A 341-nucleotide genomic window follows, 5' to 3' on the forward strand; every position below is an offset into this window, starting at 1 on the left:
CGCAAAATTGAGGCACTGGCGGATGGCATTATGGATGCCGGGCTGGTATCGGTGCGTGAACAGGCGCGTCCAGCGGCGCAGCAGTCTGAAGATGAATTGTTACGCCAGCGGGAGAAAATCAACCGCAGTCTGGATGTGCTGGAAGGATATCTGGTCGATGGCACACTCAAAACCGATACGGTCAATCTGGCGACTATCGCCATTGCCTGTGCCGTCGGATATCTCAATTTCCGCCGCGTTGCGCCAGGTTGGTGTGTCGACCGCCCACACTTAGTCAAACTGGTCGAAAACCTGTTTAGCCGCGAAAGTTTTGCTCGCACCGAACCGCCAAAGGCTTGATG

At 55.4% G+C, this 341-nt stretch carries 1 protein-coding gene; it reads left to right on the forward strand.

Annotated features, from left to right (window positions below; all coding sequences use genetic code 11):
• On the forward strand, nt 1-339 hold a 339-nt coding region (locus V5P19_RS23160; protein ID WP_264864398.1), incomplete at its 5' end, for a glutathione S-transferase.
• Nucleotides 340-341 lie beyond the last annotated feature (2 nt).

The sequence above is a fragment of the Enterobacter sp. UNJFSC 003 genome (assembly GCF_036903355.1).
Classification (GTDB): domain Bacteria; phylum Pseudomonadota; class Gammaproteobacteria; order Enterobacterales; family Enterobacteriaceae; genus Enterobacter.